The following is a 17,632-nucleotide window of genomic DNA, read 5'->3' on the forward strand; positions in this document are numbered from 1 at the left end:
GATGCCGGTGACCGTACTCCTCGTCGACGACGAACCCCTGGTCCGCGCGGGTCTTCGGGCCGTGCTGGAGGCGCAGGGCGACATCGAGGTCGTGGGAGAGGCGGCGGACGGGGCCGCGGTGATCCCGCTGGTGCGGCAACTGCGGCCCGACGTGGTCGCCATGGACGTCCGTATGCCGCTGATGGACGGTATCGACGCGCGCCGTGCTGCGGACGGTGGACTGGCCGCCGAAGATCCTGGGCGTGACCACCTTCGAGAACGACGAGTACGTGTACGAGGCGCTGCGGGCGGGCGCGGACGGGTTCCTGCTGAAGCGGGCCCGGCCCGCCGAGATCGTGCACGCGGTACGGCTGGTCGCGGAGGGCGAGTCGCTGCTGTTCCCGGCGTCGGTGCGGCGGCTGGCCGCCGAGTACGGCGAGGCGGGCGGCAACCGTGCGGCCCGCGAGACCCTGGAGCGGGCCCCGCTGACCGAGCGGGAGGCCGAGGTGCTGCGGCTGATGACGCGCGGGCTGTCCAACGCGGAGATCGCGCGGCGGCTCGTGGTGGGCACGGAGACGGTGAAGTCGCATGTGAGCGCGGTGCTGGCGAAGTTGGGGGCGCGCGACCGCACGCAGGCGGTGATCACGGCGTACGAGTCGGGCTTCGTGGCGCCGGGTTGAGACGGTGTGTGACGGCATCGGTACGGATTCCGCACTCGCCCGGCTCGTCCCCGCCGAGTACGATCCGGCCATCACGCGCACGAGCTGGGAGGACGGACGTTGGGGCGGCTGACCGGCGGGGATCCCTCGCTGCTGCGCAGGATCAACTCCGCGGTGGTGCTGCACGCTCTGCGTGCCGTGGACTGCGCGACGCTCACGGAGATCACACGGGTGACCGGGCTGTCCCGGCCGACCGTCGAGGGGGTCGTCGAGGACCTCATCGAGGCGGGGCTCGTCGTGGAGAAGGCGGCCGACGAGAGTGTCGCCCGGCGGCAGGGGCGGCCGGCGCGGCGGTTCCGGTTCCGTGCGGAGGCCGGGCATCTGCTGGGCCTGGAGATCGGCCCGCACCGGGTGGCGGCGCTGCTGGCCGACCTGGACGGGCGGCTGCTGGGCTCGCAGGCCAAGGACGTCGACGAGACGGCGTCCGCGGACGAGCGGCTGGAGCGGCTGCGCGCTGCGGTCGCCGAACTGCTGCGCCGGGCGGGCGTGCCACGCGACTCGCTGCGGGCGGTGGGGGTGGCCACACCCGGCATCGTCGAGGCGGACGGGACCGTACGGCTGGGCACGGCGCTGCCGGAGTGGACCGGGCTGCGGCTGGGCGACCGGCTGAGCCGCTCCTTCAAGTGCCCCGTGCTGGTGGAGAACGACGCCAACGCGGCGGCCGTCGCCGAGCACTGGAAGGGATCGGCCACCGAGTCCGACGACGTCGTGTTCGTCCTGGCCGGGCTGAGTCCGGGCGCCGGTTCGCTGATCGGCGGGCGGCTGCACCGGGGGTACGGCGGGGCGGCCGGGGAGATCGGGGCGCTGCATCTGCTGGGTCGGGAGGTGACCCCGGAGACCCTGCTGTCGACGACGGGGGAACCGCTGCATCCGCTGGACGAGCAGGCGGTGGCCAAGGTGTTCGCCCGGGCCCGTGAGGGCGACGAGCAGGCGCGGGCCGCCGTGGACCGCTTCCTCCAGCGGCTCGTCCACGACGTGGCCGCGCTGGTCCTCGCCCTCGACCCGGAGCTGGTCGTCGTCGGCGGCTGGGCGGCCGGGATCGACGGCGTACTGGAGCCGCTGCGGCGGGAGTTGGCGCGCTACTGTCTGCGACCGCCGCGGGTGGCGCTGTCGATGCTGGGCGAGGCGGCGGTGGCGACGGGGGCCCTGCGGCTGGCGCTGGACCATGCGGAGGAGCAACTGTTCGCGGTGGAGGGAACGGTGACGGGACGTCACCTGTGAAACGCGCCGCGCCCCGGAGGAGTTCCGGGGCGCGGGGCTTGGGGCTTGGGGCTTGGGCCGTCAGGACGCCTGGCGTTCCGGACCGTGGTGTATCTCCACCCCACCCGAGGCGCCGAACGTCAGGCGGCACGTGTCAGCGCGATACGTGGCGACGGAGAGGGCGGCGGTACGGCTCCCCGCGAAGAAGCGGGTGGTGACGACGAGGACGGGGGCACCGGGCAGCCGGTCGAGTTCCCTGGCGTCGTCCGCGCGGGCCGAGCCCAGTTCCACGGCGCGGTCCTGGCCCTGCAGTTCAAGGTGCTGCAGTTCGCGCAGCACCGCACGCGCGCGTGCCGCCTCGGACGGGCTGTCGATGGCGGTCAGGCCGGGCACGGAGGCGGCCGGGACGTAGAGGAGTTCGGCGGCGACCGGCTGACCGTGGGAGACGCGGGAGCGGCGCACCACGTGCACGGCCTGATCGCGCGGGGTCTCCAGGGCCGTGGCGACGGCGGCCGGCGGGACCGTGAGGGCGCTGTCGACGCAGCTCCAGGCGTCGTCCCCGCCACCCGGCCAGCCCTGCCGCTCCGAGCCGACGGCAACGCCCATCCGGGGCGGTGCGACAGTCGTACCGACGCCGCGGCGGCGCTGCAGCCGGCCTTCCAGTTCGAGCTGCTCCAGGGCCTGGCGCAGCGTCGCGCGGGCGACACCGAAGCGGGCGGCCAGCTCGCGCTCGTTCGGCAGGATCTCGCCGACGGCGAACTCGGAGTCGAGCGCCTCGCTGAGCACGGTCTTGAGATGCCAGTACTTCGGTTCCGGTACCGATTCCAGTTGCGTGGTCCCCACCCTGTCCTCCGCAATCACCGTGGTCCGGCGGCGTATTTCGCGCCCTTGTTTATTAAAGGTTGTTGCACTTGTCTGCGACCATAAAACGGCCCCCACCCTTGGTCAAGACCAATCCGCGATCCGCCGGAAGGCCTACCGGCGCACGCCGGGAGAGCGGATGCGCCCGGTGCTGTCCGGGCGGAATCCGGGCTCCCGGCACACAATGACCGAGTCGGCAGTGGTCCGGAGACATCCGGAAATCGGGAGGTCGCGATGCGGTACGGGGTGCTGGGCACCGGGCAGGTCGGTCGTACGCTCGGCGGGAAGCTGGTGGAACTGGGTCACGAGGTGACCCTGGGTTCGCGCACGAAGGACAACCCGGTGGGCCGGGAGTGGGCCGCGAGCATGGGCGCGGGCGCCTCCGCCGGTACGTTCGCCGAGGCCGCAGCGGGCGCCGAGGTGGTCGTGAACGCGGTGCCGGGGCAGGTGGCGCTCGCCGCGCTGGAGGCGGCCGGGGCGGACAACCTCGGCGGGAAGGTCGTGGTGGACGTCTCCAACCCGCTGTCGTTCGAGGACGGCGAGGTGCGGCTGTCGCCCGTGGAGTCGGACAGCGTGGGCGAGCAGATCCAGCGGGCGTTTCCGCACGCACGCGTGGTGAAGTCGCTGAACACCGTCAACTGCCAGGTGATGGTCGATCCCGCGCGTGTGCCGGGCCGGCACCAGATCTTCGTGTGCGGCGCGGACGCGGAGGCGAAGGCGCAGGTCACGGCGCTGCTCGGGGAGTTCGGGTGGCCGGCGGACCGGGTGCTGGACCTGGGTGGCATCCAGGCGGCGCGGGGTGTGGAGATGTGGCTGCCGCTGTGGCTGAACCTCATGCGCCACTTCGGGCACGCCGACTTCAACCTGGAACTGCACACCCCCCGTTGACCTCGCCCGGGGTTGCGGCACCTGGAGGGCTACCCGTCGGTAGCAATTGCTGACAAGCTGTCTACGGCGTCAGCCGGTCCGTCCAGACGAGGAGCTCCCCCATGCCCGCCACCGTCTCCTTCCCGGTCACCACCCCCAGTGGCCCGCAGCCGGTCACCGTGTCCTACAAGCGGGTGGGCAGCGGCGATCCGCTCCTGCTGCTGCACGGGATCGGCCATCACCGGCAGGCCTGGGACCCGGTGGTGGACATCCTGGCCGCCGAGCGGGACGTCATCGCCGTGGACCTGCCGGGCTTCGGTGTCTCCCCGGCGCTGCCGGACGGGCTCGCCTACGACCTGCCCACCACGACCGCCGTGTTCGCCGCCTTCTGCGAGAGCCTGGAACTCGAACGGCCGCATGTCGCGGGCAACTCCCTCGGCGGCCTGCTCGCCCTGGAGCTCGGCCGCGAGAAGCTCGTACGGTCCGTCACCGCGCTGTCCCCCGCCGGGTTCTGGTCGGAGGCCGAACGCCGGTACGCCTTCGGTGTCCTGCTCACCATGCGCCACATCTCCCGTCGGCTGCCCCTGCCCCTGGTCGAGCAGCTGTCCCGTACCGCGGCCGGCCGCACGGCCCTGACCAGCACGATCTACGCCCGCCCCGGTCGGCGCGCGCCCGAGGCCGTGGTCGCCGAGACGCTCGCGCTGGCCCAGGCCACGGGCTTCGACCAGACCCTGCGGGCGGGCACGACCGTGCAGTTCACGGACGACATCCCCGGTGTCCCGGTCACCGTCGGCTGGGGCACCCGCGACTGGCTCCTCGTCCGCCGCCAGGGCATCCGCGCCAAGCAGATCATCCCCGCCGCCCGCCTGGTCCGCCTCCCCGGCTGCGGCCACTGCCCGATGAACGACGACCCGGCGCTGGTCGCCCGAGTGATCCTGGACGGCAGCCGCTGAGCCGTCCGGGTGAGGCGAGGAACGGGCCGGGGACGCCGTACGGCCGACGAGGGGAGCGTCTCCGGGACGGGCACGGGGACAGGGACAGGGACACGGGGACAGGGACAGACGCGGGCGGGTCGACTCCCGTGGGGGTGCGGGAAGTTGTTCACCTGGGGTTTCCGTGTGCGCTGCGGTGCACCAGTAGTTGTGGCGGTGCACATCGGCCGGATCCCGTCCCTGGAGGCCCTCCCATGTCACACCTTCACCTGCCCGGGCGCCGCAGTGTCCTGCGCGGCTCGCTGGCCGCGTCCGCGGCCCTGACCCTGCCCGTCGCGGCCGGCGCGGCGCCGGCGCTGGCCCTGTCCGGACGGCCCCGGGCCGACTGGGGTGTGCAGACCGGGGACGTGACCTCGGACTCCGGTCTGGTGTGGGTGCGTTCCGACCGTCCGGCGCGAATGATCGTGGAGACGGCCGCCACCGAATCGTTCCGGCACGCCCGGCGCTGGTACGGCCCCCTCCTGGGCGCCGGTACGGACCTCACCGGCACGACCCGGCTGCACGGGCTGCCCGCGGGCGAGCAGATCCACTACCGCGTGACCCTGGCGGACCCGGACGATCCGCGCCGCACCGGCGAGCCGGTCACCGGCACCTTCCGCACGGTGCCCGCCGGACGCCGGCGCGGGGTGCGCTTCCTGTGGTCCGGTGACCTGGCCGGCCAGGGCTGGGGCATCAACCCCGAGCTCGGCGGATACCGCATCTACGACGCGATGGCCAAGCTCGACCCCGACTTCTTCATCTGCTCCGGCGACAACGTCTACGCCGACGGCCCCCTCGCCGCGACCCAGGCGCTGCCCGACGGCTCCCTGTGGCGGAACATCGTCACCGAGGAGAAGTCCAAGGTGGCCGAGACCCTCGCGGAGTTCCGCGGCAACTTCCGCTACAACCTGCTGGACGAGAACCTGCGCCGGTTCAACGCCCAGGTGCCGTCGATCATCCAGTGGGACGACCACGAGGTCCGTAACAACTGGTACCCGGGCGAGGTGATCGCCGCCACCGACACCCGCTACACGGAGAAGAGCATCGACGTCCTCACGGCGCGCGCCCGGCGGGCGTTCAGCGAGTACTTCCCGATCTCGACGCTCCAGCCGGGCCGCAAGGAGGGCCGCGTCCACCGGGTGCTGCGGCACGGTCCGCTGCTCGACGTGTTCGTGCTGGACATGCGGACGTACCGCAACGCCAACTCGGCCGACGACCAGACGGTGGACCCGCAGGGCATCCTCGGCAGGGAGCAGCTGGAGTGGCTCAAGCGGGAGCTGGCGCGCTCGCGCGCGGTGTGGAAGGTGATCGCCGCCGACATGCCGCTCGGCCTGGTCGTGCCGGACACCACCGAGGGCAGGGCGAACATCGAGGCCGTGGCGCAGGGCGACCCGGGCGCTCCGCTCGGCCGTGAGCTGCAGATCGCCGAGCTGCTGCGGTTCGTCAAGCACCGGCGGATCACCGGCACGGTGTGGCTGACCGCCGACGTGCACTACACCTCGGCCCAGCACTACCAGCCCTCACGGGCCGCGTTCACCGACTTCGAGCCGTTCTGGGAGTTCGTCTCCGGCCCGCTCAACGCGGGGGCCTTCCCGGCCAACGCGCTCGACGGCACGTTCGGCCCGGAGCGGGTGTTCGTGAAGGCTCCGACGGTGGCCAACGTGTCCCCGGCGGGTGGGTACCAGTTCTTCGGCGAGGTCGACATCGACGGCGACAGCGGGGAGCTGACGGTGCGACTGCGCGAGCAGGACGGCACCGTGCTGTTCACCCAGGTGCTGCAGCCGGGGCGCGTGGGGCAGTGACGGCGGAGCAGTAGTCGTAGAAGAGTTAACAAAACGGGCATTCGCGGCCTTTACCCGTCAGTCACAAACCGTTCGTGATCACGCAACACCGCTCCTTCACAGTGGCTGCATGAGTCGAAACAAGTCTGACGTGACAATTGCCGCCCTCTGCGCGTTCTTCAAGGCCGCTTGGACGCCACGCCGCCACGAAGACCCGCCGCCCGCGAGTGATACCGGTGCCCGGCCGTCCTCCCCGGAGGAGCAGGCCGGGCCCGGCGCCGGCGGCGCGGCAAGCACCCTGTGGCGGATGCGGACGACGGTGAAGGACGCGCCGGGCTCCCTGGCCGCGCTGTGCACGGCGCTGGCGGGGCACCGCGTGGACATCCTGAGCCTGCAGACGCATCCGCTGGGCGAGGACACTGTGGACGAGTTCCTGCTGCGCGCCCCGGCCGCGCTCGCCTCGGCCGACATGACCCGTGCCGTCGCCGGCGCGGGCGGCACGGGCACCTGGATCGAGCGGGCCGACGCCCACGACCTGGTGGACGCGCCGACCCGGGTCCTCGGTCTCGCCACCCGCACCGCCCTCGACGCGGCGGAACTGCCGCTCGCGCTGCGGCAGTTGCTCGGCCGGTGCACGATCCGCTCGCTGCCCGCCACGCCCGCCGACGGCCGTGGCCAGGGGGCAACGGACGTACCCGTCGAAGGAGTACTGGAGGACACCGTGATGCGCCTGCGGGCGCCGGAAGGCGGAGTGATCACCGTGGAGCGGCCGTATCTGCCGTTCACCCCGACCGAGTTCGCACGCGCGCGTGCCCTGGTCGAGCTGGACGCCCGGCTCGGTCCGCGGATCCCGCGCGGCCAGGACGTGCTGACGCTGCCCGAGGGCAACGACATCACCGTGCGCCGGGCCGACACCGGGGACCTGGAGGCGGCCAGGGCGATGCACGAGCGGTGCTCGGCTCGGACGCTCGCCCTGCGGTACCACGGGCCTGTCGGCGACGCCGACCGCTATCTCAACCACCTGCTCAGTCCCCGGTTCGGGCGCACCCTCGCGGTGTGGACGCCCTCCGGGCGGATCGTCGGGCTGGGGCACCTCCTGTGGGACGGGGACGAGACGGAGGTCGCGCTGCTCGTCGAGGACCAGTGGCAGCGGCGTGGCATCGGACGTGAGCTGCTCGAACGGCTGGTCGCGATGGCCGTCGAGGCGGGGTGCGCGAGTGTGTACGCGGTGACGCAGTCGTCCAACACGGGGATGGTGGCCGCGATGCGGGGGCTTGGGTTGCCCCTTGATTACCAGATCGAGGAGGGGACTCTTGTGATCACGGCTCGGCTGGATTCTGTGGGGGTGGTCAAGGAGTCGTTCTCTCACTCTGGTGAGTTGGGGAACGTCTAAGCGCCCTGGGGGTGCGGGATCGATCGCGGCTGCGGACTCGTCGTGGCTGGTCGCGCCCACGCGGCGGAGCCGCATATGTCATCGCCCCGCGCCCCTGGAGGGGGTGCGCAGGCGCCCCCCAAAGCGCAGTCCAGGTCGCTCCACAGGTCCTCCACGTCCTCCAAGCCCACCGACAGGCGCAGCAAGCGGTCGCTCACGCCCGCGCCCCTGCGGTCTGTCGCGTCGACAATGCGGTGGCTGATGGACGCCGGGTGCTGGATGAGGGTGTCCACGCTGCCCAGGCTGACCGCCGGGGTGATCAGGCGGACTCCGGCGATCACCTCGTGCGGGTCGCCGTGGACCTCGAAGGCGATCATCGCGCCGCCGAGGCGCGGGTAGTGGACGCGGGCCACGCGTGGGTCGGCGGTGAGGCGGCGGGCCAGTTCGGCGGCGGTCGCGGACGCCTCGCGGACCCGGACCGGGAGGGTGGACAGGCCGCGGAGCAGGAGGTAGCCGGCGAGCGGGTGCAGGACGCCGCCGGTGGCGAACCGTATCTGCCGCAACTGGCCCGCGCTCTCCTCGTCGCAGGCGACCACGCCCGCCAGAACATCTCCGTGTCCGCCGAGGTACTTGGTGGCACTGTGCAGGACGAACCGTGCGCCCTGCTCTGCGGGGCGCTGGAGGACCGGTGTGGCGAAGGTGTTGTCGGCGAGCAGCGGGACCGAGCCGCAGGCGTGGACGACGGCCCGCAGGTCGACCTCGGCGAGGGTCGGGTTGGCCGGGGACTCGACCATCACCAGGCCGGTGTCGGGGCGCAGGGCGTCCGCGATGCCGGCCGGGTCGGTCCAGGTGACCTCCGAGCCGAGCAGTCCGGCGGTCAGCAGGTGGTCGCTGCAGCCGTAGAGGGGGCGTACGGCCACGACGTGCCGCAGCCCCAGGGAGGCGCGGGCGAGCAGGACCGCGCTCAGGGCGGCCATCCCGCTGGCGAAGGCGACGGCGCTCCCGGTGCCCTCCAGACGGGCGAGGGCGGTCTCGAAGCGGGCGACGGTGGGATTGCCCAGTCGTCCGTAGACCGGCGGGCCCTCGGGTTCCGCGCCCGTCGCGGCGAAGGCGTCGATCCGGGCCGCCTCGGCGCGGCTGTCGTAGGAGGGATAGGTGGTGGACAGGTCGATCGGCGGGGTGTGCAGGCCCTGCCGGGCCAGGTCGTCCCGTCCGGCGTGCACGGCCTCCGTGGCCAGTGCGCGGGGTGCCGGGGACGTACGTACGTCGTTGTACGCGTGCGCGTGCGTGCTCGCTGCGGCTGAGTCCATGCATCGCAGAGTGAACAACGCACGGGTCACGGGATTCGAACACCGTGCTACGTTCGGCCGATGGCCGAATCTGTCGTACTGGACCCGGTGGATCTGCAACTGCTGCGGCTGCTGCAGAACGACGCCCGGACCACCTATCGCGACCTCGCGGCGCAGGTCGGGGTCGCGCCGTCGACGTGCCTGGACCGGGTGACGCGGCTGCGCCGCTCGGGCGTGATCGTCGGGCATCAGCTGCGGCTGGATCCGGCCAAGCTGGGGCGGGGACTGCAGGCTCTGCTGTCGGTGCAGGTCAGGCCGCATCGGCGGGAGCTGGTGGGGCCGTTCGTGGAGCGGATCCGGGCGCTGCCGGAGGCGTTGACCGTCTTCCATCTCACCGGTCCCGACGACTACCTGGTGCATGTGGCGGTCGCCGACATGGCGGACCTGCAGCGGCTGGTCCTCGACGAGTTCACCGCGCGGCGCGAGGTGGCCCGGGTGGAGACCCGGCTCATCTTCCAGCAGTGGGACTGCGGACCGCTGCTGCCGCCGGGTGCCGGGTGAGAACACCGCGCGGCCGGTTCGAACACCGCGACGCCTCCCGGCTCAAACGCGCGACACCGTGCTACGCCGTCAGCTCAAACGCCGTGACGTGCGCATCTCCCCGTACGAGGATGGTGCGCATGTCACAGACCACCAACCCGCTTCCCCGCGCGGTCGCCGACGCCTACGTCGACGGCCTCATCGCCCTCGACCCGGTCACCGGTACCTACCTAGGCGTGGCGGAGAGTTCGAGCCGTCTGCCCGACTACTCGCCCGCGGGCCAGGAGGCGCGGGCGCGGCTGGCCCGGGACACCCTGGCGGAGCTCGCCGAGGCGGAGCGGCGGCCCGGCGCGGACAGTGACATCGAGCGCCGGTGCGCGCGCCTCCTGCGCGAGCGCCTGACCGCGGAGCTGGCCGTGCACGAGGCCGAGGAGGGGCTCCGCGCGGTCGGCAACCTGGGGATGCCGGCGCACCATGTGCGCGAGGTGTTCACCGTGACGCCCACGCGGACCGCCGAGGACTGGGCGGCGATCGCCGAACGGCTGCGCGCGGTGCCGGCGGCCCTCGCCGGCTACCGCGAGTCCCTGGCGCTCGGCCTGGAGCGCAAGCTGTACGGGGCGCCGCGCCCGACCGCCACCTTCATCGGCCAGCTCACCGAGTGGTCGGACACGGACGGCGCCGGCCGCGGCTGGTTCGAGGACTTCGTCGCCACCGGAACCGAGTCGCCGCCGGACGCGTTGCGCGCGGAGCTGGACGAGGCGGCCCGTACCGCGACGGCGGCGGTCGTGGAGCTGCGGGACTGGATGCGCGACGTGTACGCGCCGGCGGTCGAGGGCGCGCCGGACACGGCCGGCCGGGAGCGGTACGCCCGCTGGTCGCGCTACTACAACGGCACCGACCTCGACCTGGACGAGGCGTACGCATACGGCTGGGCGGAGTACCACCGGCTCCTCGGGGAGATGAGGAAGGAGGCCGAGCGGGTCCTGCCGGGTGCGGCCACGCCCTGGGTGGCCCTCGCGCATCTCGACGAGCACGGCAAGCACATCGAGGGCGTCGACGAGGTCCGGGACTGGCTGCAGGGTCTGATGGACCAGGCGATCGAGGCGCTGGACGGCACCCACTTCGAACTCGCCGAGCGGGTCCGGCGGGTGGAGTCGCGGATCGCCCCCGCCGGGAGCGCCGCCGCTCCCTACTACACGCCCCCGTCGGAGGACTTCTCGCGGCCGGGACGCACCTGGCTGCCCACCATGGGCCAGACCCGCTTCCCGGTGTACGACCTGGTCTCCACCTGGTACCACGAGGGCGTTCCCGGCCATCACCTCCAGCTCGCGCAGTGGGCGCATGTCGCCGCGGACCTCTCCCGGTACCAGGCCGTCGTCGGCATGGTGAGCGCCAACGCCGAGGGCTGGGCGCTGTACGCGGAGCGGCTGATGGACGAGCTGGGCTTCCTCACCGACCCGGAGCACCGGCTGGGCTATCTGGACGCGCAGATGATGCGGGCGGTGCGGGTCATCGTCGACATCGGCATGCATCTGGAGCTGGAGATCCCGGCGGACTCGCCGTTCCACCCCGGCGAGCGCTGGACGCCCGAGCTGGCGCAGGAGTTCTTCGGGGCGCACAGCAGCCGTCCGGCGGACTTCGTGGAGAGCGAGCTGACCCGCTACCTGACCATTCCCGGCCAGGCGATCGGCTACAAGCTCGGCGAGCGGGCCTGGCTGCTGGGCCGGGAGAAGGCGCGCGAGCGCCGGGGTGACGCCTTCGACCTCAGGTCCTGGCACATGGCGGCCCTCTCCCAGGGGTCGCTGGGCCTCGACGACCTGGTGGACGAGCTGGCGCGCCTCTGACACGACGGGCGCGAGCGGGCTTCGGGAAAATCGCTGTTCCCGGGCCCGCTCGTACGCCACCCTCGTCTCCCATGACGATCACTCGGACCCTGTTCCTCTCCCCGCGCGTCACCGCGACCGGCCACGCCCTCGCGGACGCGGCACGGCGGCGCGGGGCGCGCGTGGAGACGCTGCGCGACTGGCGGGTGCCGGAGGGATCCCGCCTGGCCGCGGGTGCCTCGCTGTACGCCGGTCCGCTGTTCGCGGACGCGGTCGCGCGGGAGCTGGGGGTCGGGCTGCTGGAGGCGCCGGAGGACTGGCTGGCCCGGCTGCCGTACGAACTCACCCTGCGGGACGTGGAGTTCACCACGATCGCCGAGGCGTGGCGGCTTCGGCGCCCGGCGTTCGTGAAGCCGCCGAACGACAAGAGCTTCCCGGCCCGGGTCTACCCCGACGGCGGCGGGCTGCCGGGGCCGGACGCGGTCGACGGCACGGAACCGGTGCTGGTCAGCGACATCGTGGCGTTCGCCGTGGAGTACCGGCTGTTCCTGCTGGACGGCGAGGTGCGCACGGGCAGCCGGTACGCGACCCGGGGCGCCCTGGATGTCGCCCCGCTGGCGGAGGACCCGCGCCGAGGCGAGGTGCTGGCCTTCGCGGAGCGGATGACGGCGTCGGCGGGGGCGGGCCTGCCGAGCGCGATCGTGGTGGACGTGGGTCTCGTCGACGGCTCGGGCTGGGCGGTGGTGGAGGCCAACGCCGCCTGGGCCAGCGGCCATTACGCCTGCGACGCGGACGCCGCGCTGGAGGTGGTCCTGCGGGCGGCCCGCCCCGAGGGGGAGTTCGGGGCGGCGGACCACCGCTTCCTGCGGCCGGTTCCGGACGTCGTACGGGACTGAGCGCCAAGTGGGCGGTCAGCAGCCGCAGTTCTCCGCCTCCACCGGGACCGTGAGGGGGTCGGCGTCGCGCTGCTCACTGCCCTCCCAGGTCTCGTAGGCGAAGCCCTCGCGCGCCCAGTACTCGAAGCCCCCGAGCATCTCCTTGACCCGGTAGCCGAGTTCGGCGAGCGCGAGGGCGGCGCGGGTGGCGCCGTTGCAGCCGGGGCCCCAGCAGTACGTCACCACGGGCACGTTCTTGTCGAGGAGTCGCTCGGCCTGCTCGGGGATGAGCGCGGTGGGCAGGTGGACGGCGCCGGGGATGTGGCCCTGGTCCCAGGCGTCGGTGGAGCGGGAGTCCAGGACGACGAACCCGGGGTCGCCGCCCGCGGCGAGTGCTGCGGCCACGTCGGAGACGTCGGCGTGGAACACGAGGCTCGCCCGGAAGTAGGCCGCGGCCTCGGCCGGGGCGGCGGGGGCGACGCGGAGGACGGGGTTCACGGTGTCGGTCGTCATGACCGAGAACCTATGGCCCCGGGCCGGACGGCTGAAGCGAGAATCCCCGGGGCGTCCCTTGATCCACCGGGGATTCCCCTGCTATCCATCGGCCATGACCGTGTATTCCCCGGACGCCACCGACTGGCGCATCCTCGAGGTCCTCCAGCGGGACGGACGGGCCAGCTACGCCGAGCTGGCGCGGGCCGTCGCCATGTCGCCCAGCGCGGTCACCGAGCGGGTGCGGCGGCTGGAGGAGGCGGGTGTGATCCAGGGGTACGCGGCCGTCGTGGACCCCGAGCGGCTGGGGCTGCCGATCCTGGCGTTCGTACGGCTGCGCTACCCCAACGGCAACTACAAGCCGTTCCACGACCTGGTGGCCGTGACGCCCGAGATCCTGGAGGCGCATCACGTCACGGGCGACGACTGCTTCGTCATCAAGGTCGCCGCCCGTTCGATGCGGCATCTGGAGGAGGTGTCGGGGAAGATCGGCGCGCTCGGGTCGGTCACGACGAGCGTGGTCTACTCCTCGCCGCTCCCCCGGCGCCCGCTCGGCCGGTAGCCCCGCGGGCGCACCACCGACCCGGATCTCCCCTTCACGACCTCCAGCTGGGCGGGGACGCGTCGGCGCAGGTCGGCGACATGGCTGACGATGCCGACGCTGCGGTCGCGTTCGCGCAGGGAGTCCAGGACGTCGAGGACCTCGTCGAGGGTCTGGTCGTCGAGGCTGCCGAAGCCCTCGTCGATGAAGAGGGTGTCGAGCTGGACCCCGCCCGCCTCGTCGGTCACCACGTCGGCGAGGCCCAGCGCGAGGGCGAGCGAGGCGAAGAACGTCTCGCCGCCGGAGAGCGTGGCGGTGTCCCGCTCACGGCCGGTCCAGGCGTCGACGACATGCAGCCCGAGCCCGCTGCGGCCGCGTCCGGCCCGGTCGTCGGAGTGGACGAGGGTGTAGCGCCCCGCCGACATCCGCTGCAGGCGTGCCGTCGCGGCGGCGGCCACCTGTTCGAGACGGGCCGCGAGGACGTACGCCTCCAGGCGCATCTTGCGTTCGTTGTCGGCCGAGGTGCCCGCGGTGAGGCCGGCCATGCGGGCCACCCGGTCGTACTCGTCACGCAGGGGCGCGAGCCGCCGTACGCCCTCGGCCGTGCGGGCCGAGAGCCGGTCCAGTTCCGTGCAGCGCCGTGCGGCCGCGTCGCGCGCGGAGGCGGCGTCGCGCAGCCGCCGGGCCGCGAGGGCCGCCGTGTCCTGTGCCGTCGTGAGGTCGGCGGGCGGCTGCTGGGCGGCGGCCGCGGTGTCGGCCTCGGCGAGCACGGCGCGGACAGCGGACTCCTCGGACTGCCGGGCGTCCAGGCGCCGTTGCAGCTCGCGGTGGGCGCCGGCGTCGAGGAGGGCGTCGGCGGCGGCCTGCGGGGTGTCGAAGCCGGCCCGGTACGCGGCGTCGGCGAGCCGGGCGTCGGCGTCCTTGAGCCGCTGGGCGGTGTCCTCGGCGGCCCGCGCGGCCTCCGCGGCCTCGGTGAGCAACGCGACCCGCCGCTCCAGCTGGGCGGCCCGGGCGGCCACGCTGTCGGCCGAGCCCCGCGCCTGCGCCAACTCCGTTTCCAGGGCGCTCCGTTCACGGTCGAGGGCGTCGCGTCGCGCGACCCGCGAGGCGGAGCCCACGGCGGCCTCCTGCTGGGCGCAGACACGCCGGTCGCGTTCCTGCTCGGCCTGCCGCAGCCGCTCGTGCGCGGTGTGCAGGGTCGAGGCGCCGCCGCGGGCCTGGACGTACTCCCGCTCCAACTCATCGGCGAGCGCGGCGAGTTCCTCGGTGGGCGTGTCACCGGCCTCGCCCTCGGCTGCGGCCAGCTCCCGCTCGACGAGACCGAGGCGCTGTTCGGTCTCGGCCCGCTCCTCGTCGGCCCGCTGGAACACGGCCAGGGCGCGCTCCTCGGTCTCCCGGCCGACGTGCCCGGCGTCCTTGCGCGCGGGTGCCGGATGGTCGACGGCGCCGCAGACCGCGCAGGGCTCGCCCTCGGTGAGCCGAGCGGCGAGTTCGGCGGCGATGCCGTTCAGCCGCCGCTCCTTGACGTCCAGCCACTCGGCACGGGCCAGTTGGGCGCGCTCGGTGGCGGTGAGGACGTGCCGTCGCGCGTCGTCCGCGTCCCGTGCGAGCCGGTCCCGCCGACGGGCGGCGGCGAGCCGCCCCCGGGCGGGTTCCCGCTGCACGGCGAGCCCTTCGGCGCGGGTCGCGGCCTCCTGGGCGGACTCGACCGCGCTCAGGTAACCGGCACGGGTCTCCTCCCAGCCGGCCAGCCAGGACTCCGCCTCCTGGAGGACGTCCGCGTCGGCGCGCTCCTGCCGGTCCAGAACGGCCCGCTCCACGAGGAGTTCGGCCAGCCGCCGCTCGGCCCGCCGGGCCGACTCCAGACCGCCCAGCTCCTCGGCAGCACGGCGAGCGGCGGCGGCGAGTCCGGCACCGCCCGCGTCCGCGAGTCCGTCGTCCTGTCCGTCGTCCCGTCCGCTGTTCTGCCTGCCGCCGCCCCCTGCGGACGCCCGCACCAGCACACGCGCGCGTGCCTCCGCCTCCACCGCCCCGCGGTGTTCCGTCTCGGCGGCCTCGCGCAGCTCCAGCGCCGGTGCCACCGCCTCGGCCTTGCGGGACCGCTCCATGCGCGCCTGGTCCTCGTGGTGGGCCTCGGCACGCTCCTCCAGCCGCTCCGCCTGTTCCCGGGCCTCCGCGAACCGCCGCTGCAGCCGCCCGAGTTCGCGTACGTCCGTCAGCGCGCGCTCGGCGGTCGCCTGGGCGGACTCGGTGGCGGCGAGGCGGCAGTGGGCGATCGTCAGCTGCTCGCGGGCGGTGCTGCGGGCCACGGCCGCGGCGGTGACGACGGCCTCGGCCAGGCCCGGCTCGCCCGGCTGGAGCTCCGGCAGCTCCATGGCGTCCCCGGCGGCCTGCTGCATACGGTGGGCGTCGGCGACGAGCTCTGCGTCGCCCTCCCGCACGCGTGCCTCCGTCTCCCGGCGCCGCTCGGCGAGCCGCTTCTCCACCTCGGCGAACCGCCGGGTGTCGAAGAGGCGCCCCAGCAGCCGGCCCCGTGCCTCCGCGTCGGCGCGCAGGAACCGCGCGAAGTCGCCCTGGGGCAGCAGCACGACCTGGCAGAACTGCTCCCGGCTCATGCCGAGGAGCTGGGTGATCTCCTCGCCGATCTCCTGGTGGGAGCGGCTGAGGTCCTTCCAGACGGCGGCGACGGCGTCGTACTCGCGCAGCCAGGTCTGGGCCTTCTCGACCGTCGTGCCCGGACGTCCGCGCTTCTTCGGGCGCTCGTGCGGCGGCTGCCGGGTGATCTCCAACCGGCGTCCGGCGACGGTGAGTTCGAGGGTGACCTCGGTGCGGACGCCGGGGGCCGCGTGGTCGCTGCGCAGGGTGAGTCCCTGGCCCTGGACGGTCTGGCGGGCGCCCGGGACGGCGCCGTAGAGCGCGTAGCAGACGGCGTCGAGGACGGAGGTCTTGCCCGCGCCGGTCGGCCCGTGCAGCAGGAACAGGCCGGCGGCGGACAGGTCGTCGAAGTCGACGCTCTGCGCGCCGCCGAAGGGCCCGAAGGCCGTGAGGTCGAGCCGGTGCAGCCTCACCGCGCCACCTCCCGCAGGGTGTCGTCCGCACGGACCGCGTCGAAGGCGTCCCGCAGTACGGCCCGCTCGTGGCCGTCGGGCCCCGCCCCGCGCACATGGGCGACGAAGTCCTCGGCGATCTCCTGGTCGCTGCGGCCGGCGAGGCGCCGGGCGTACGACACGTCCGGGTCGTCCGGGGCCCGCTCGGGGGCGAAGACGAGGCTGAGGGTGTGCGGGAACCGCTCGCTGAGCCGGGCCATGGGCTCGGCGGGGCGGACGGCGTCGGTGAGCGTCGCCTCGACCCACGCCTCCTCGTACCGGGCGAGCGCGGGATCGGCGAGCAGGTCCTCCAGGGTGCCGGAGATCCGGGCCAGCGCACGCGGCACCGGGCAGTCGATGCGCTCGGCGGTGACCGCGCCGTCCGCGTCGAGGTCGACGAGCCACATCGTCTTGCGGTGCTCGGTCTCGGAGAAGGAGTACGGCAGCGGGGAGCCCGAGTAGCGGACGCGCTCGGTGATGGTCTGGGAGCCGTGCAGATGGCCGAGCGCCACGTAGTCGACGCCGTCGAACACACCGGCAGGCACGGAGGCGACCCCGCCGACGGTGATGTCCCGCTCGCTGTCGCTCGGTTCGCCGCCGGTGACGAAGGCATGGGCGAGGACGACGGACCGGGTGCCGGGCGCACGGGTCGCGAGGTCGGCGCGGACCCGGTCCATGGCGGCGACGAGCACACTCTCGTGCCCGGCCTTCTCCAGTCCGAACTCGTCCTTCACCAGGGCGGGTTCGAGATAGGGCAACCCGTAGAAGGCGACGTCGCCGTGGGCGTCGGCGAGCACCACGGGGGTGCCTGCCGCCGAGGGGTCGGTGCGCAGATGGATGCCCGCGCGCCCGATCAGTCCGGCCCCGACGCCGAGCCGGCGGGCCGAGTCGTGGTTGCCGGAGATCATCACCGTCGGCACACCGAGGTCCGCGAGACGGTGCAGGGCGTCGTCGAACAGCTCGACCGCGGCGAGCGGCGGCACCGCGCGGTCGTACACGTCCCCCGACACGACCACCGCGTCGACCTCGCGCTCCCGCACGGTCGTGACCAGGCTGCCGATGAACGCGGCCTGCGCCTCCAGCATGTTCACGCGGTGGAACGACCGGCCGAGATGCCAGTCGGACGTGTGCAGCACTCTCAAGAAACCGCTCCGACGTACAGAAACCGACCGTGAACACCGACCACGCTAACGCCTTCGGCACCTGATCCCTCACCAACAGCAACCTTTTGTCCGC

At 73.5% G+C, this 17,632-nt stretch carries 14 protein-coding genes and 1 pseudogene; 10 read left to right on the forward strand and 5 right to left on the reverse strand.

From position 1 onward, the window contains the following. The first annotated feature begins 1 nt into the window (after window position 1). Both ACLZN2_RS34355 and ACLZN2_RS34360 read left to right on the forward strand, forming a co-directional pair. Window positions 2–659, forward strand: a pseudogene (locus ACLZN2_RS34355) (response regulator). 99 nt (window positions 660–758) lie between these two features. Then, the gene (locus tag ACLZN2_RS34360; protein ID WP_416983348.1) at window positions 759–1,919 is read left to right on the forward strand and encodes an ROK family transcriptional regulator; all 1,161 of its coding nucleotides are present in this window, start codon (window positions 759–761) and stop codon (window positions 1,917–1,919) included. Between the two features lie 60 nt (window positions 1,920–1,979). On the opposite strand, the gene ACLZN2_RS34365 is transcribed toward ACLZN2_RS34360, so the two are convergent. After that, window positions 1,980–2,741, reverse strand: coding sequence for a GntR family transcriptional regulator (locus ACLZN2_RS34365; protein WP_416983349.1), 762 nt, complete (start codon window positions 2,739–2,741; stop codon window positions 1,980–1,982). 252 nt (window positions 2,742–2,993) lie between these two features. Between ACLZN2_RS34365 and ACLZN2_RS34370 the strand changes: the two genes are divergently transcribed. From ACLZN2_RS34370 to ACLZN2_RS34385, 4 genes are all read left to right on the forward strand, one after another. Continuing rightward, the gene (locus ACLZN2_RS34370) at window positions 2,994–3,647 is read left to right on the forward strand and encodes an NADPH-dependent F420 reductase (RefSeq protein WP_416983350.1); all 654 of its coding nucleotides are present in this window, start codon (window positions 2,994–2,996) and stop codon (window positions 3,645–3,647) included. 101 nt (window positions 3,648–3,748) lie between these two features. Further along, the gene (locus tag ACLZN2_RS34375; protein ID WP_416983351.1) at window positions 3,749–4,579 is read left to right on the forward strand and encodes an alpha/beta fold hydrolase; all 831 of its coding nucleotides are present in this window, start codon (window positions 3,749–3,751) and stop codon (window positions 4,577–4,579) included. A 233-nt stretch (window positions 4,580–4,812) separates the two neighbouring features. After that, window positions 4,813–6,399 (forward strand): alkaline phosphatase D family protein, encoded by a 1,587-nt coding sequence (locus ACLZN2_RS34380; RefSeq protein ID WP_416983352.1) that lies wholly within the window; start codon window positions 4,813–4,815, stop codon window positions 6,397–6,399. A gap of 109 nt (window positions 6,400–6,508) precedes the next feature. Beyond that, window positions 6,509–7,771: a GNAT family N-acetyltransferase gene (locus tag ACLZN2_RS34385; protein ID WP_416983353.1), complete on the forward strand. Its 1,263-nt coding sequence runs from the start codon at window positions 6,509–6,511 to the stop codon at window positions 7,769–7,771. On the opposite strand, the gene ACLZN2_RS34390 is transcribed toward ACLZN2_RS34385, so the two are convergent. Next, window positions 7,768–9,060: a trans-sulfuration enzyme family protein gene (locus ACLZN2_RS34390; RefSeq protein ID WP_416983354.1), complete on the reverse strand. Its 1,293-nt coding sequence runs from the start codon at window positions 9,058–9,060 to the stop codon at window positions 7,768–7,770. The two genes, ACLZN2_RS34385 and ACLZN2_RS34390, sit on opposite strands and share 4 nt — an antisense overlap. Before the next feature lie 60 nt (window positions 9,061–9,120). Between ACLZN2_RS34390 and ACLZN2_RS34395 the strand changes: the two genes are divergently transcribed. From ACLZN2_RS34395 to ACLZN2_RS34405, 3 genes are all read left to right on the forward strand, one after another. Next, window positions 9,121–9,600: an Lrp/AsnC family transcriptional regulator gene (locus tag ACLZN2_RS34395; protein ID WP_416983355.1), complete on the forward strand. Its 480-nt coding sequence runs from the start codon at window positions 9,121–9,123 to the stop codon at window positions 9,598–9,600. A gap of 119 nt (window positions 9,601–9,719) precedes the next feature. Further along, entirely contained in the window at window positions 9,720–11,423 is a 1,704-nt protein-coding gene (locus tag ACLZN2_RS34400) for a DUF885 domain-containing protein (RefSeq protein ID WP_416983356.1), read from the forward strand. A gap of 71 nt (window positions 11,424–11,494) precedes the next feature. Next, complete coding sequence (locus tag ACLZN2_RS34405; RefSeq protein WP_416983357.1) at window positions 11,495–12,298, forward strand: ATP-grasp domain-containing protein; 804 nt, start codon at window positions 11,495–11,497, stop codon at window positions 12,296–12,298. A 15-nt stretch (window positions 12,299–12,313) separates the two neighbouring features. Here ACLZN2_RS34405 and ACLZN2_RS34410 read toward each other — a convergent pair whose 3' ends face one another. After that, a complete protein-coding gene (locus ACLZN2_RS34410) occupies window positions 12,314–12,790 on the reverse strand; it encodes a rhodanese-like domain-containing protein (protein WP_416983358.1) in 477 nt (158 codons plus the stop codon). Window positions 12,791–12,884: 94 nt separating this feature from the next. Here ACLZN2_RS34410 and ACLZN2_RS34415 point away from each other — a divergent pair, with 94 nt between their 5' ends. Beyond that, window positions 12,885–13,331: an Lrp/AsnC family transcriptional regulator gene (locus ACLZN2_RS34415; protein WP_416983360.1), complete on the forward strand. Its 447-nt coding sequence runs from the start codon at window positions 12,885–12,887 to the stop codon at window positions 13,329–13,331. Here ACLZN2_RS34415 and ACLZN2_RS34420 read toward each other — a convergent pair. Both ACLZN2_RS34420 and ACLZN2_RS34425 read right to left on the reverse strand, forming a co-directional pair. Then, complete coding sequence (locus ACLZN2_RS34420) at window positions 13,292–16,378, reverse strand: AAA family ATPase (protein WP_416983361.1); 3,087 nt, start codon at window positions 16,376–16,378, stop codon at window positions 13,292–13,294. The genes ACLZN2_RS34415 and ACLZN2_RS34420 overlap by 40 nt on opposite strands. Continuing rightward, window positions 16,375–17,538, reverse strand: coding sequence for an exonuclease SbcCD subunit D (locus ACLZN2_RS34425; protein WP_416983363.1), 1,164 nt, complete (start codon window positions 17,536–17,538; stop codon window positions 16,375–16,377). Before ACLZN2_RS34425 ends, ACLZN2_RS34420 begins: the two co-directional genes overlap by 4 nt. Window positions 17,539–17,632 lie beyond the last annotated feature (94 nt).

Origin of the sequence: Streptomyces sp. T028 (genome assembly GCF_048159505.1) — a bacterium.
Taxonomy (GTDB): Bacteria; Actinomycetota; Actinomycetes; order Streptomycetales; family Streptomycetaceae; genus Streptomyces.

Coding starts and splice junctions, on each gene's coding strand:
- ACLZN2_RS34370 (WP_416983350.1), top strand. CDS start 2,994: ATGCGGTACGGGGTGCTGGGCACCGGGCAGGTCGGTCGTACGCTCGGC.
- ACLZN2_RS34415 (WP_416983360.1), top strand. CDS start 12,885: ATGACCGTGTATTCCCCGGACGCCACCGACTGGCGCATCCTCGAGGTC.
- ACLZN2_RS34375 (WP_416983351.1), top strand. CDS start 3,749: ATGCCCGCCACCGTCTCCTTCCCGGTCACCACCCCCAGTGGCCCGCAG.
- ACLZN2_RS34405 (WP_416983357.1), top strand. CDS start 11,495: ATGACGATCACTCGGACCCTGTTCCTCTCCCCGCGCGTCACCGCGACC.
- ACLZN2_RS34410 (WP_416983358.1), bottom strand. CDS start 12,790: ATGACGACCGACACCGTGAACCCCGTCCTCCGCGTCGCCCCCGCCGCC.
- ACLZN2_RS34400 (WP_416983356.1), top strand. CDS start 9,720: ATGTCACAGACCACCAACCCGCTTCCCCGCGCGGTCGCCGACGCCTAC.
- ACLZN2_RS34390 (WP_416983354.1), bottom strand. CDS start 9,060: ATGGACTCAGCCGCAGCGAGCACGCACGCGCACGCGTACAACGACGTA.
- ACLZN2_RS34380 (WP_416983352.1), top strand. CDS start 4,813: ATGTCACACCTTCACCTGCCCGGGCGCCGCAGTGTCCTGCGCGGCTCG.
- ACLZN2_RS34395 (WP_416983355.1), top strand. CDS start 9,121: ATGGCCGAATCTGTCGTACTGGACCCGGTGGATCTGCAACTGCTGCGG.
- ACLZN2_RS34385 (WP_416983353.1), top strand. CDS start 6,509: ATGAGTCGAAACAAGTCTGACGTGACAATTGCCGCCCTCTGCGCGTTC.